Consider the following 12,485-nt stretch of genomic DNA (forward strand, 5'->3'; position numbering starts at 1 on the left):
TAGTGAGGAAATCGAAGTGTCAGTGTATCCAGTCGACGCCGAACGGCGAGCATGTTCCCCGTCGTCCGCCGCGACCGCGGTCGCGCGCGAACACATGACAGGCGGAGCCGCCGCATCGCGAGCGGGCATCTCGCCCGCCGCGAACGGCGGCAACCGTGCGCTGCGACTCGTCCAGATCGATCATGCGCGGCTGGCTGCGCTGCTGCACGATGCGCGGCAGCGGGGCGACGCATTCGACCACGTGTTTCCCGGTGCGCTCGGTGCGGTCTGCATCGGTGCGGCTGGCGCGCCGACCGACGCGATGGCCAGCATGCTTGCCGCCGCCGCGCCCGACCTGCCGAGCGCACCGGTGCAGATGGCGCTGCTCGACGCCGGCGGCCACGCACGCGCCGGTGCGGTCTGCGAAATCTGGCAGTGCGACGCGCCCGATCTGCGCAGCGAGCGACGCGGCGCACTGCAGTATCGCTACAGCGAAACGGCGGGGCTCGTGTTCGGCAGCATCGTCGTGCAGGAAGAGCAGGAAGCGGCCGATGCGGATCGCGACGGCGGCACGCCGCTCGAGCGCGCGACATACGATGCATACCGCGCGCTGTTCGACGTGCTCGATGCGCTCGGCATTGCGCATCCGCTGCGAATCTGGAATACCGTGCCCGCGATCAACGCGCTGCAGTTCGGGATCGAGCGCTATCGTCAGTTCAATATCGGCAGGCAGCGTGCGTTCGACGCGTGCCGTCGCGCGCTGACGGGCAGCGTGCCGGCGGCCTGTGCGCTTGGCTCGGTCGTGCCCGTCACGGGCGACACGCCGCCGGCCGCGCCGCTCGCGATCCATTTCATCGCAACCCGCACGCCGGCCGATCCGGTCGAGAACCCGCGCCAGGTCAGCGCGTATCACTACCCGGCGGAGTACGGCCCGCGTGCGCCGACGTTCGCGCGCGCGGCCGCGTATCCGGGCGACGATGCCGCGCCGTTGCTGTTCGTGTCGGGCACCGCCAGCATCGTCGGGCATCGCACCGTGCATCGTGGCGACGTCGTCGCGCAAACACGCGAGACGATCGCGAACCTGGCCGCCGTGCTCGAGCAGGCCGCGCGACAGGGGCACGGCCCGTTCGCGCTCGCCGACCTGAACTACCGCGTCTACGTGCGCGACGCCGGCGATGCCGTGGCGCTCGCCGCGATCGAACGCGCGCTGCGCGATGCGGCGGGCTCCGGCGTGCGGCCGTTGTTCGTCCACGCGGACGTGTGCCGCGACGATCTGCTGGTCGAGATCGAAGCGAGCGCCGGCCATCCGCTGGAGCACCTGTCGTGAAGCGCGCGGGCCTGTCGCTGCGCGAAGGCGGCGTCGACGAAGCCTGTCGGCAGTCGCCTGCAGGTCATAAACTTTTGTCAGGATCCTCGTCTTCGCAATCGGCCGTTCCCATGTTCAAGCTGCACGCCTCGTCCACCCATCTCGTACTGATTCCGAGCTACAACCCGGGCGTCAAGGTCGACACGACCGTGCGCAACGCCCGCGCGCAGTGGAACCCGGTGTGGGTCGTCGTCGACGGCAGCACCGACGGCAGCGCCGAGCGGCTGCAGGCGATGGCCGAGCGCGACCCCGGGCTGCGAGTGATCGTGCTGCCGGAGAACCGCGGCAAGGGCGCCGCGGTGCTGGCCGGGCTCGACGCGGCGGCCGCAAGCGGCTTCACGCACGTGCTGACGATGGACTCCGACGGCCAGCATCCGGCCGACCTGATTCCCGAATTCATGGCCGCGTCGCAGGCGGCGCCGGATGCGATGGTGCTGGGCCTGCCGAAGTTCGACGCGAGCGCGCCGCAGTTGCGCGTGCAGGGCCGGCGGCTGTCGAACGGATGGGCCGACCTCGAGACGCTATGGGCCGGGATCGGCGATTCGCTGTACGGCTTCCGCGTGTACCCGGTCGCACCGCTCGCCGCGATCATGCATCGCCAGCCGTGGATGCGCGGCTTCGACTTCGATCCGGAAGCCGCCGTGCGGCTGTGCTGGGCCGGGGTTCGACCGATCCGCATCGAAGCGCCGGTGCGCTACTTCGGCGCGCACGAGGGCGGCGTGTCGCATTTCCACTATGGCCGCGACAACGCGCTGCTCGCGTGGATGCACCTGCGGCTCTTCGCCGGTTTTGTGGTGCGGCTGCCGATGCTGGTCGCGCGGCGGCTCACGCGCCGGTCGCGTTCGACGTTCAGCCGGTCATCCGGTCACGGCGATTGATGACCTGATTGCTATCAAATGACTGGGCAATCGCGCCGTTCGTTTCGAATCGCTGAGTAATCAAGCTGTCATTTGATGTAAACGTCTGGTAATTTTCTGCCGGATTATGCAAAATCCCCGCTTCCAAATACAACTACCGAGGGATCCGGGATGCATATCAAGAAAGCGGCGGCAGCGTGTGGCATGGCGTTCCTGTTGAGCGCATGCGGCGGCGTGCAGAATCTCGACGCGAACAGCCTGACGTCGGCGGGGACCAGCCTGTTCAAGGCGGCGACGCTGTCGGACACCGACATCGCGGCGCTGTCGAACGACTCGTGCAAGGCGAGCGACGCCGAATCGAAGATCGCCGCGCCGAACAGCGCGTACTCGAAGCGCCTGACGAAGGTGATGAAGGGCTTCGGCGACATGACGCTGAACGGCCAGAAAATCAACTACAAGGTCTACGTGACCAAGGACGTCAACGCGTGGGCGATGGGCAACGGCTGCGTGCGCGTGTACAGCGGCCTGATGGACATGATGAACGACGACGAACTGCGCGGTGTGATCGGTCATGAAATGGGCCACGTCGCGCTGGGTCACTCGAAGAAGGCGATGCAGACCGCCTACGCGGTCAGCGCGGCACGCACCGCGGCCGGTGCGGCATCGCCGGGCGTCGCGGCCCTGACGAGCTCGCAGCTCGGCGACATCACCGAGAAGTTCATCAACGCGCAATTCTCGCAAACGCAGGAAAGCGCGGCCGACGACTACTCGTTCGACCTGATGAAGCAGAAGAACATGAACCAGAAGGGCCTCGTCACCGCGTTCCAGAAGCTTGCGCAGCTCGATGGCGGCAAGAGCTCGATGATGAGCTCGCACCCGTCGTCGGCTAGCCGTGCGCAGCACATCCAGGATCGCATCGCGAAGGGCAGCTGATCGCCGCCCGGGGCGCCGGCCGCGTTCGGCGCCCGGGATGAACGAAACCCCACGCTCTTGAGGGCGTGGGGTTTTTGTTTTTCGGGGAACCGGAACAGGGCCGCGCCTCTTGCTTACGGTACCATCCCCGGCAGCACGTAGGCCTGCGCGAGCGTGATCAGGCCGACGATCACCGCGAACAACAGGCTGTGGCGCACCGTGAAGCGGAACAGCTCCGATTCCTTGCCGACGAGGCCGGTCGCCGCGCATGCCACCGCGATCGACTGCGGCGAGATCATCTTCGCGGTCACGCCGCCCGTGGTGTTCGCGGCGACCGCGAGCGTCTCGGGCACGCCGAGCTGATGGGCCGTGGCTTGCTGCAGCGAGCAGAAGAGGGCGTTCGACGACGTGTCCGAGCCGGTCAGGAACACGCCGAGCCAGCCGAGGAACGGCGAGAAGAACGGGAACGCGGCGCCGGTCGCGGCCAGCATCAGCGCGAGCGTCGACGACATCCCCGAGTAATTCGCGACGAATGCGAACGCGAGCACGAGGCCGATCGACAGGATCGGACGCGTGAGTTCCTTCAGCGTCTCGCCGAACGTGACGAGCGCGTCGCGCGGCTTCATCCGCAACAGCGCCATCGAGATCAGCGCGGTCACGAGGATTGCGCTGCCCACCGCCGACACCAGATCGATCTTCAGCACGGCGTCGAGCGCCTTCGGCGTCGCGGCGATCGGCGCGGTCTTCACGACGAGCTGGTCGAGCCCTGCCACATGGAACTTCAGCACGGTCGACGCGAGCGCGCCGTGCGCGGCGAACAGCGCCTTGAACGGCGCGATGCTCCACACCGTGACGACGGCCGTCAGGATCAGGAACGGCGACCACGCGCGCACGGTCTGTACGAGCGTGTACGGCGACGCCTGCCGGCTCGTGCCGGTGCCGCTAGCGCCGAACCTGCCCGCGCCGAACCCGGCCAGCGCCGCGCCGCCGCCGGACGCGACGATGCCGCCGGCCGGTTGCTTTGTGCTGCGCGGCTGCCATACCTTCAGGAACGCCGCGAGCGTGACGAGGCTGACCAGCGACGACGTGATGTCCGGCAGCTCGGGCCCGATGTGGTTCGACGTGAAGTACTGCGTGAGCGCGAAGCTGCCGCCTGCGACGAGCGCGGCCGGCCAGGTCTGCCGCACGCCGCGCAGCCCGTCCATCATGAACACGAGCCAGAACGGCACCGCGAGCGACAGCAGCGGCAGCTGGCGGCCGGCCATCGCGCCGATGTGGAACGGGTCGATGCCCGTCACCTGCCCGGCGACGATGATCGGGATGCCCATCGCGCCGAACGCGACCGGCGCGGTGTTTGCAATCAGACACAGTCCGGCCGCATGCAGCGGCTTAAAGCCGAGGCCGACGAGCAGCGCGGCCGTGATCGCGACGGGCGCGCCGAAGCCTGCCGCGCCTTCGAGGAATGCGCCGAACGAGAAGCCGATCAGCAGCATCTGCAGGCGCTGGTCGTCGGTGATCGACAGCACGGACGCGCGGATGATGTCGAACTGGCCGGTCTTCACGACGATCTTGTACAGGAACACGGCCGCGACGATGATCCACGCGATCGGCCACAGGCCGTACGCGAAGCCGAAGCCGGCGGCCGCGAGTGCCTGCGGCACGGGCATGCCGTAAGCGAGGATCGCGACGCCGAGCGCCAGCAGCAGCGTGATCGCGGCCGCGACGTGGCCCTTCATCCGCAACGCGGCGAGCGCGACGAAAAAGAAGATGATCGGGATCGCGGCGACGAACGCCGACAGCCCGAGGCTGCCGAGCGGGGTGTAGATCTGATGCCAAACCTGCATGGTTGTCTCCTCCATGGATTTCTATCGGTACGGGTTTGAAAGCGAGGTGGTCTATTCGGGCTGGCCGCGTGCGCGCAGCAGGTCGGACAGGCTCCGCGGCGCCGGTTCGAGCGGCGTGCGGTGCTGCGTCCAGCCCATCTGCTTCGCGGGCGTCAGCGCGCGCAGGCGTGTCGCCGTCCAGCGGAACGCGCGGTACGCGCGCGGATGCGCGAATGCGCCGGACCAGAAGCGCCACACGAGGTCTTCCGCGCGGTTGTAGTTCGCGCCCTGGCCGCGCAGCGGATGCGCGACGGGTTCGTCGGGCTTGCGGTTCGCCTCGGTGCGCAGCCGCACGAGCAGTTGCGGGATCGGGATCCGGACCGGGCACACCTCGCCGCATGCGCCGCACAGCGTCGACGCGGTCGGCAGGTCGGCCGTCGCGTCGAGGCCGAGCAGGTGCGGCGAGATGATCTTGCCGATCGGCCCCGGGTAGGTCGTCCCGTACGCGTGGCCGCCGATGCGCGTGTAGACGGGGCAGTGGTTCATGCACGCGCCGCAGCGGATGCACTGCAGCGTCGCGCGCAGTTGTTCGTCCGCGTAGGCCTGCGTGCGCCCGTTGTCGAGCAGCACGAGATGCAGTTCGCGCGGGCCGTCGCGTTCGCCGTCGCGGCGCGGGCCCGAGATCAGGTTGAAGTAGGTCGTGATCGCCTGGCCGGTGGCCGAGCGCGTGAGCAGGCTCGACAGCGGCACGATGTGCTCGAGTTTCTCGACGACCTTCTCGATGCCCATGATCGCGACGTGCGTGTCGGGCATCGTCGTCGACAGGCGGCCGTTGCCTTCGTTCTCGACGAGCCACAGCGTGCCCGTGTCGGCCGCCGCGAAGTTCACGCCCGACAGGCCGATGTCGGCTTCCGCGAATGCGCGGCGCAGCGCGCGCCGGCCGGTCTGGATCAGTTCGTCGACGTCCTCCGTGTAGCGGGTGCCGGGGATGTGTTTCTCGAACAATCCGGCGATGTCGCCGCGCGTCTTGTGGATCGCCGGCATCACGATATGCGACGGCTTCTCGCCCGCGAGCTGCACGATGAACTCGCCCATGTCGGACTCGATGCAGTCGACGCCGTGATCCGCGAGGTAATGGTTGAGCTCGATTTCCTCGCTCGCCATCGACTTGCCCTTGATCACGCGGCGCGCCTTCTTCGCCTGCGCGATGCCGAGCACGATCGCGTTCGCGTCGGCGGCCGTCTCGGCCCAGTGCACGTGCACGCCGGCTGCCGTGAGCTTCGCCTCCAGCCGCTCGAGCAGCGCGGGCAGTTGCGCGAGCGCGTGCTGCCGCACGGCTTCGCCGAGATCGCGCAGTTGCTGCAGCTCGGTGTCGTCGGGGAACTGGGTCGCGCGCTTGCCCTGCAGGAAGTCCATCGCGCCGCGAAAGCTCCGGCGCAGTGCGGGATCGTCGAGCGCGGCGCGCGCGCGGGCCTTGAAGTCGCCGGGGGCGACGAATTGCAGCGGTTGGTCGCTCATCGCGGCAGGTCCTGGCAGGCGGTTGCGGTCGGTTCGGTGACGATCACGACCCATAGGTTGCGCGGCCCGTGTGCGCCATACGCGAGGGTCTGCTGGATGTCGGAGGTCTTCGACGGGCCCGACACCAGCACGACGTTGGTCGGCATGCCGGCGTGCCAGCGCTCCGCGTGCACGGCCGCGTGGAGGTCCGCGTGCAGCGTGTTCGCATGGACGAGCGCGACGTGCAGCGGCGGCACCAGCGACACCGTGCGCGGCGTGGCGGCATCGGGCGCGAGCACGATGGTGCCGGTTGCCGCGATGCCCGAGCGCGCGACGGTGAAGCCGGCGTCGATCGTGTCGAACAGTTCGGCTTTCCACACGTCGATCGGCCGGTCGAACGGCACCGGCGCGACCGCGTCGGGCAGCACGCGCGCGAGGGCAGCGGATTCGGCCCGGGCCGGGTCGAGCAGCAGGCGACGCACGCCGGCGTCGGCGAGCCGCGCGGCAAGCTGCGCGGGCCACGCATCGGCGGTGGCGCACCAGACGTCGGCATGCGACGCGGCGAGTGCGGCCTGCATCGTCTGCGCGAGCGCATGGGAATCGGGGGCGACCGGTGCGCGGCGCGCCGCGTAATGCGAGTCGATGCGCGCATCGAGGGCGGGGGCGGCGTTCGCTGCGACGCCGGGCGCGGCGGCGCGCAGGCGTGCGAGGATCGTGTCGCGCGCGCTCATTGCGCGTCTCCGCGCAGCGAGCCGGCGCCTGCCGTGCGGCGCCACAGGAAGCTCGCGAGATGCTCGACGGGCAGCGTCGCGCCGGCCTTGGCCGCTGCGTGGCCGATGTTCAGCAGGCAGCCGCAGTCCGCCGACACGAGTCGGTCGCAGCCCGTCGCGCAGGCCGATGCGACCTTGTCGTGCACCATCGCGCCGGAGATGTCGGGGTGCTTCAATGAGAACGTGCCGCCAAAGCCGCAGCATTCCGATTCGCGTTCGTGTTCGATGCGCGTGACGCCCGGCAGCGCGTCGACGAGCGCGACGCCGTGCACGCGCGTGCCCATTTCACGGCGGGCCGCGCACGACGTGTGCAGCACCACGCGCTCGTCCGGGCCGGCGTTCGTGTCGATGCCGTCGAGCCGCACGTCGAGCACGTGGACGAGGAATTCGGCGAGTTCGTAGGTGCGCTCCGCGATCGCGCGCGCCTTGGGGCCGTGCACGGGGTCGTCGGCGAACAGGGCCGGCCAATGGTGCCGGATCATGCCCGCGCACGAGCCGGACGGCACGATCACGGGCCACGGCTCGGCGAACAGATCGAGCTGTGCGGCCGCGACGCCGTGCGCCTCGTCGGGATTGCCGCTGCTATAGGCCGGCTGCCCGCAGCAGCTCTGGCCGCGCGGATAGTGGACGGTCAGGCCTTCGCGTTCCAGCAGGCGGACCGCGTCGAGCCCGGCTTCGGGGACGAACAGGTCGACCAGGCAGGTCGCGAACAGATAGACGTGCGCGGGGGCGGCGGCGGGGTAGTGCCTTTCGTTCATGTCTCGCTCCAGGGGGGCCGGCCCGGCAGGTGAATGCGGGACGACGATTTCGCTGCATAATTCCCGCGACGGCGCCGTAGCTCAAATTGGTTGGGCCAATCGGCACGGCGGGTATTCCGATGGAGAGACGGCGATGGCGGCGATGACGGCACGGGGCCGGACCGAAGTGGTGATGCGCAAGATCGAGACGGCGCTGCTCGACGGCACCTGGCCGGCCGGTGCGCGGCTGCCGGCCGAGCGCGTGCTCGCGCAGCAGTACGGCGTGGCGCGCAATACGGTGCGCGAGGCGACCCAGCGGCTCGTCGCGCGCGGGCTGCTGCAGAGCCGGCGTGGCGCGGGCGTGTACGTGACGGACCAGTTGCGCGCGGGCATCGCGTCGCCGTGGGGCCAACTGGTCGCCGACCACCCGGCGCTGCGCGACGACATACTCGAATTCCGTCGCGTGCTCGAAGGCGCGACCGCGTATTTCGCCGCGCTGCGCGCGGATGCGAACGACCGGCGCCGGATCCGTACGCTGCTGCGCGAGCTCGAGACCGCGCACGCGAACGACGACGCGGCCGTCGAGGCATCGACCGACGCGAAGCTGCACGAGGCGATCGCGCTGGCGTCGCACAACACGATGTTCCTGCACCTGCACACGAGCGTGATCGGGATGCTGCGCGAGCACATTTCGATCAACGTCGCGGGGATGACGACGCACGACGAGCAGGCGTCCGAGCTGCTGTTGCTGCAGCACCGGGTGGTGTGCGAGGCGATCTGCGCGCACCGGCCCGAGGAGGCGCGCACCGCGATGCAGACCCATATCGACTACGTGCGCAGCCACTTCGAGCGAAGCGGCGATACACCCTGAGATTGGTTGGACCATGGGTGCCGCAGGCCTGTCCGGCGGCCGAGCCGCGGGCTGCCGTTCCTGGATGCCCTCGCCGGCGGCGCGCGTAGCGGTTGCACGGCGCCGCATGCGCGAGCCGCGCGATTGACCGGTTCATCGGGCGCCCACTAGAATCGATCGGAGCCACCCGTCAGCCGCACGCTGTGGCGTCTGCGGACCCGTTGATCCGCCTGTCGAGGAAGTTTCCGTGCTTACGTCTTTGATCCGGCGCGCGCCGGCCGCGCTGTCGTGGCGCGCCGCCTGCCGCCCGGCCCGTGCGCTCGCCGTCTGCGCGCTGCTGTCGCTGGTCGCCGCCTGCGCGACGCATCCGCCCGCCACCACGCTCGATCGCCCCGTCTCGCACGCGTTGCCGACCGATACCGCGACGCCGCTGCGCAACGCGCTGGCCGCGCCGGAAGCGGCGCATCCGGGGCAATCGGGCTTCCGGCTGTTGCCCGACGGCGCGACCGCGCTGCAGATGCGCATCGCGCTCGCGCGCGCGGCGACGAAGACGCTCGACATGCAGTACTACATCGCGACCGAGGACACGACCGGCAAACTGCTGCTCGGCGCGGCGCTATATGCGGCCGATCGCGGCGTGCGTGTGCGCATGCTGGTCGACGACCTGAATTTCCGCGACATCGACCGCGTCATGGCCGCGCTGAATACGCACCCGAAGATCGAGATTCGCGTGTTCAACCCGTTCGGCGCGTCGCGGTACGGAATGATCGAGCGCACGGCCGACTCCCTGACGCGAATCGACAGGTTTACGCGGCGGATGCACAACAAGGCGATGATCGCGGACAACCAGATCGCGATCGTCGGCGGCCGCAATCTCGGCGACGAATACTTCAGCGCGAGCCCGACGCTGCAGTTCCGCGATCTCGACGTGCTCGCGGCCGGCCCCGTGACGAACGACATCTCGACGAGCTTCGACGACTTCTGGGCAAGCGCGAGCAGCTATCCGCTGCGGGTGCTGAATCATCAGACGTTCGATCCGAAGGATCTCGACGCGATGCGCGACGAGCTGCGCGACCACTGGCGCAAGAACGCAGATCCGTACAACGCGAAGCCGCTGAACGCGACGCCGCTCGCGCAGCAGATCGCGCGCGACGAGCTCGAGCTCGTGTGGGCGCCCGCCGAATTCAAGGTCGACGCACCGGACAAGGTCATGCGGCCGACCGACGCGTACGTGAGCCCGCCGATGCAGCGCCTCGTCGAACTGACGCGCGGCGCGCAGCAGGAATTTCTCGCGTTTTCGCCGTATTTCGTGCCGCACGACGCGGGCGTGAAGATCCTCGGCGACACGACCGCGCGCGGCGTGCGCGTCGCGATCCTGACCAATTCGCTCGCCGCGACCGACGCGGTCGCCGTACAGGCCGGCTACGCGCCGTACCGCGTGCCGCTGCTGCTTCACGGTGTCGAACTGTACGAATTCAAGGCGCGGCCGAACGCGCCGCGTGCGGGCCTGTTCGGCTCACGCTCGCGCGCGAGCCTGCATGCGAAGGCGTATGTGATCGACCGCAAGATCCTCGTGATCGGCTCGTTGAACCTCGATCCGCGTTCCGCGCACCTGAATACGGAACTCGCGCTCGTGATCCACAGCCCGACGATCGCGCAGCAGGCCGCGACGATCTTCGCGCGCGTGACGCAGCCCGACGAAAGCTACCGCGTGAGCCTCGCGACGCCGGCGGGCGGAGGCACGCCCGAACTCGTGTGGACCGGCACCGACAACGACGAGCCGGCCACCTATCACGTCGATCCGCATGCCGGGCTGATGCGCAACCTGATGACCGGCCTCTTCATGCTGCTGCCGTTCGACGACCAGTTGTAAGGGCCGGAACGGCTCGGGCCAAACCCGCGATACCGGTGCGCGAGGAAAGGTGATATGGTTGTGCGCGCAACGATATGCGTATCGTGACGGGTGCCGCCGGACGGCTCGTGCAATGCGGGCCGCGGCGGTGCCGAACGACGCACAGCACGCGCGCGCTTGACGCACCGGCGCGCCGCGTGCGCCGCCAGGAGACGAGGGACGTTGCGCGAGCCGCCCGCGCGGCCGCCGCGCCCGCAACCGGAGTGCCCGATGCAACGTGTACCGAACCAGCCGTTCACGCGTCCCGCCCGCTTTTCCGAAGCCGAATGGCAGGCGCGCGTGCAGCTCGCGGCCGCCTACCGGATCTTCGACCATCTCGGCTGGACCGAGCTGATCTACAACCATATCTCGCTGCGCGTGCCGGGTGAGGACGGCCATTTCCTGATCAATCCGTTCGGGCTCCATTACCGCGAGGTATGCGCGTCGAACCTCGTGAAGATCGACATCGACGGCAACGTGACCGGCCATTCCGACTGGCCGATCAATCCGGCCGGCTTCACGTTCCACAGCGCGATCCATGCGGCGCTGCCCGACGCGCACTGCGTGATGCACGTGCACACGACGCCGACGATGGCCGTGTGCTGCTCGCGCGACGGGCTGTCGTTCTCGAACTTCTATTCGGCGCAGTTGTACGGGAAGATCGCGTATCACGACTTCGAGGGCATCACCGTGCATCTGGAGGAGGGGCGGCGCATCGTCGAGAGCGCCGGTGGGCGGCCCGTGCTGCTGCTGCGCAACCATGGGCCCGTGACGATCGGCGCGACGCTTGCGCAGACCTTCTCGTTGATGTGGCTGCTCAATCGCGCGTGCGAGGTGCAGGTCGCGACCCACGCGATCGGCGACGCACTGCCGATCGCGCCGCCGGTGCTCGAGGGCTGCGTGCGCGATTCGCTTAACTTCGATCCGAAGCACGGCGCGGGGCAGGACGCATTCGACGCGTTGCAGCGCATCGTCGATCGGATCGATCCGGGCTATCGCGCGTGAGGTGTGGTGTCTGCGACGTCGGACTCGATCGCCGCGGCGACAATTGATTCGTGATGCTTGACGGCCGGCGAAGCGGAACGTGCCCGACGATGCGTGCACGCCACCCGGGCACGGGCAAAAAAAACGCGGCCGGATGGCCGCGTGAATACTCGCAGACTCCTTCGGACGAAGGAAACAAGCAACTGTGAGACGAAGTGTAGCGAAAGGCCGCGTGCGGATTCAGGGCTCCCGCTGCAAAGGTCTCTTCCAGGTTCCGTCAGGCTGGCGAGCGACGCAGCGGTGCCGGATCGGCGGCGATCGACTACCATCATGGAACGTCCCCGTCCGGGTGGCGTACCCCGTCGTACAAGGAGGATTCATGCCGAAGCTGCGTTTGCTCCAGGTGGCGTTGCTCGCGGGCGTCCTGGCCGCCGGCAGTGCCGCCGCCGAAACGGTGCGCCTGTCCGCCAGCCTGCAGCCGTCGAGCGAAGTGCCGCCCACCGCGACCAAGGGCGCCGGCGCCGTCGATGCGACCTACGACACGGCCACCCACATGCTGCAGTGGACGGTGACTTACGAACACCTCACGGGGCCGGCCACCGCCGCGCATTTCCACGGGCCCGCGCCGGTCGGCCAGAACGCCGGCGTGCAGGTGCCGATCCCGAAGGACGCGCTCGCGAGCCCGATCAAGGGTTCGAAGGAGCTCACCGACTCGCAAGTGACCGACCTGATGGGCGGCAAGTGGTACTTCAACGTGCACACGAAGGAGCATCCGTCCGGCGAGATCCGCGGCCAGATGATGCCGGCGAACTGAGGCCG

At 68.9% G+C, this 12,485-nt stretch carries 11 protein-coding genes; 7 read left to right on the forward strand and 4 right to left on the reverse strand.

From position 1 onward, the window contains the following. Positions 1–16 precede the first annotated feature (16 nt). The 3 genes from WS66_RS15255 to WS66_RS15265 all read left to right on the forward strand — a co-directional run bounded on the left by WS66_RS15255 (position 17) and on the right by WS66_RS15265 (position 3,135). Positions 17–1,306 carry a chorismate transformation enzyme, FkbO/Hyg5 family gene (locus tag WS66_RS15255; RefSeq protein ID WP_059607716.1) on the forward strand — a complete coding sequence of 430 codons (1,290 nt, stop codon included), beginning with the start codon at positions 17–19 and terminating at the stop codon, positions 1,304–1,306. 110 nt (positions 1,307–1,416) lie between these two features. Continuing rightward, on the forward strand, positions 1,417–2,223 hold the full coding sequence (locus WS66_RS15260) for a glycosyltransferase family 2 protein (RefSeq protein WP_059607714.1): 807 nt from the start codon (positions 1,417–1,419) through the stop codon (positions 2,221–2,223). A 150-nt stretch (positions 2,224–2,373) separates the two neighbouring features. Then, positions 2,374–3,135, forward strand: coding sequence for a M48 family metalloprotease (locus tag WS66_RS15265; RefSeq protein ID WP_059607712.1), 762 nt, complete (start codon positions 2,374–2,376; stop codon positions 3,133–3,135). A gap of 113 nt (positions 3,136–3,248) precedes the next feature. Here the strand turns inward: WS66_RS15265 and WS66_RS15270 are convergent, their stop codons facing one another. The 4 genes from WS66_RS15270 to WS66_RS15285 are packed head-to-tail and all read right to left on the reverse strand — an operon-like array spanning position 3,249 to position 7,962. After that, entirely contained in the window at positions 3,249–4,958 is a 1,710-nt protein-coding gene (locus WS66_RS15270) for a lactate permease LctP family transporter (protein ID WP_059607709.1), read from the reverse strand. A gap of 51 nt (positions 4,959–5,009) precedes the next feature. After that, entirely contained in the window at positions 5,010–6,455 is a 1,446-nt protein-coding gene (locus tag WS66_RS15275; RefSeq protein WP_059607707.1) for a LutB/LldF family L-lactate oxidation iron-sulfur protein, read from the reverse strand. Beyond that, positions 6,452–7,165: a LutC/YkgG family protein gene (locus tag WS66_RS15280; protein WP_059607705.1), complete on the reverse strand. Its 714-nt coding sequence runs from the start codon at positions 7,163–7,165 to the stop codon at positions 6,452–6,454. Before WS66_RS15280 ends, WS66_RS15275 begins: the two co-directional genes overlap by 4 nt. Further along, positions 7,162–7,962: a (Fe-S)-binding protein gene (locus WS66_RS15285; RefSeq protein ID WP_059607703.1), complete on the reverse strand. Its 801-nt coding sequence runs from the start codon at positions 7,960–7,962 to the stop codon at positions 7,162–7,164. The genes WS66_RS15280 and WS66_RS15285 overlap by 4 nt, the downstream gene beginning before the upstream one ends. Before the next feature lie 133 nt (positions 7,963–8,095). Here WS66_RS15285 and WS66_RS15290 point away from each other — a divergent pair, with 133 nt between their 5' ends. The 4 genes from WS66_RS15290 to WS66_RS15305 all read left to right on the forward strand — a co-directional run bounded on the left by WS66_RS15290 (position 8,096) and on the right by WS66_RS15305 (position 12,480). Continuing rightward, a complete protein-coding gene (locus tag WS66_RS15290) occupies positions 8,096–8,812 on the forward strand; it encodes a FadR/GntR family transcriptional regulator (RefSeq protein WP_059607701.1) in 717 nt (238 codons plus the stop codon). A gap of 226 nt (positions 8,813–9,038) precedes the next feature. Then, positions 9,039–10,664, forward strand: a complete 1,626-nt coding sequence (locus WS66_RS15295) for a phospholipase D family protein (RefSeq protein WP_059607699.1) — start codon at positions 9,039–9,041, stop codon at positions 10,662–10,664. Between the two features lie 249 nt (positions 10,665–10,913). Then, positions 10,914–11,687, forward strand: coding sequence for a class II aldolase/adducin family protein (locus WS66_RS15300; RefSeq protein ID WP_059607698.1), 774 nt, complete (start codon positions 10,914–10,916; stop codon positions 11,685–11,687). A 358-nt stretch (positions 11,688–12,045) separates the two neighbouring features. Next, positions 12,046–12,480 carry a CHRD domain-containing protein gene (locus tag WS66_RS15305; RefSeq protein ID WP_059607696.1) on the forward strand — a complete coding sequence of 145 codons (435 nt, stop codon included), beginning with the start codon at positions 12,046–12,048 and terminating at the stop codon, positions 12,478–12,480. Positions 12,481–12,485 lie beyond the last annotated feature (5 nt).

The sequence above is a fragment of the Burkholderia sp. LA-2-3-30-S1-D2 genome (assembly GCF_001523915.2).
In the GTDB taxonomy this organism is placed as follows: domain Bacteria; phylum Pseudomonadota; class Gammaproteobacteria; order Burkholderiales; family Burkholderiaceae; genus Burkholderia; species Burkholderia diffusa.